This is a genomic window from Agrobacterium sp. ST15.13.015, from assembly GCF_027871645.1.
Classification (GTDB): Bacteria; Pseudomonadota; Alphaproteobacteria; order Rhizobiales; family Rhizobiaceae; genus Agrobacterium; species Agrobacterium leguminum.
In genome coordinates, this window is sequence record NZ_JAQAHF010000042.1 from 1 (window position 1) to 1,277 (window position 1,277).

3 protein-coding genes are annotated in these 1,277 nt (G+C 60.9%); all 3 read right to left on the reverse strand.

The window, feature by feature from the left end; genetic code table 11:
• Positions 1-221: 221 nt before the first annotated feature.
• Positions 222-650, reverse strand: a complete 429-nt coding sequence (locus PIB16_RS26610) for a hypothetical protein (RefSeq protein ID WP_192321130.1) — start codon at positions 648-650, stop codon at positions 222-224.
• The gene (locus PIB16_RS26615; RefSeq protein WP_192321131.1) at positions 643-897 is read right to left on the reverse strand and encodes a type II toxin-antitoxin system prevent-host-death family antitoxin; all 255 of its coding nucleotides are present in this window, start codon (positions 895-897) and stop codon (positions 643-645) included. The genes PIB16_RS26610 and PIB16_RS26615 overlap by 8 nt, the downstream gene beginning before the upstream one ends.
• Before the next feature lie 175 nt (positions 898-1,072).
• The coding region (locus PIB16_RS26620) for a DUF736 domain-containing protein (protein WP_271046676.1) at positions 1,073-1,277 on the reverse strand (205 nt) is incomplete at its 5' end.

The window sequence follows — 1,277 nt, forward strand, 5'->3', positions numbered from 1 at the left end:
CGATCATCCGCCATCAGGCTGCGCAACATTCGTGCCTATGCTCATGCCCTCGTCAGCGCTGCAGGCCCGCTTCCGCCCTCGATGCCATCGCCGACGTCCTCGGTCGCATCATCGTTGCACCAGGATCGAAAACGGCGCATGGTCGACGCGTTATTCGCCGATCCGCAAGGTCAGTCCCGGCTTGGCCTGGTACTGAAAAGGTTCGTTCAGAACGGCCGACTTCAGCGCTTGCGTTTCGCGATCTGGATCTTCCTGGCACGGATTGCGTTGGCAACCGTCTTGATGACCAGGTCCATGAACGGTTTGCTGAACTTGCCATAGCTGATCGTCAGCGGGTCGTAGCTGACAGGTTCGACGTGAAAGGACCCCGGAAGCACGTCCGCATTGGCGTCATCGAGAATGAGCCAGGTTGGGCCACGCCCCCTCAGCGTCAGACGCTTGCGCTCGGTATCGGGTACCTTGATTGCCAGCCGGTCCGGTCCCGGCTCCTTCGTCGTCAAAGGGAAGATGACGACGCTTTTGCCATCGGATGTGACGGGAACAACGACGCAGGCGGGCCGCGCCTTTCGCCCGCTCTCCTCGCCGCGGTCATGTTGATGTGTCCAGAGATAATGATAGGAAATGACGAGGCCGGTTTCGGGATCAATCATCGTTGGCGCCATCGTTTTCGATGGAGTCGGCAAGTGCCAGCAGCCCGTCCTCGATATCGCCGGGCATCGTGTCGAGCGAGAAGGCACGACGTTGATCCTGTTCGCCGCGCAGGCGATCATAATCCTCGATCGCCATGAGAACGAACTTCGGCTTCTTATGATGGGTGATAAACACCGGCTCGCGCCGTGCCGCGGTGGTCACGTCGCCGACATGCTTGTTGAGATCAGCGGTGGTGAATGATTTCATAGCGGCCTCTGTCCAGAATATCCATAATATCCATATAGGCGAAAAGGGCCTCCATATCCAGCCCTGTGCGAGACCAGGAAAGCCGGAGGCGGGCTCGATGCCCGCGGCCGGTTTCGCCATGCGGCACAGGAAGAAGAGCCCCGCCTTGTCCGACGAGGCTCCTTGGGTTGCGGTCTCAGGCCTCGCGCTTGGGGCGGTTCCAGATGAGGGCGTATTCGCCGTCCTTCTCGCCCGGCCAAAGGGCTGCGGTGATCGGGGCATTGAAGCTTGGATCGTCCAGCTTGACCGAGATGTATTCCTCGCCGTCGTTGGAGACCGCCTTCCAGCCGGCGCCGACCTCGACGCCGTTGCCGGCGGTGATGCGGAAGTCCGGGGCGTCG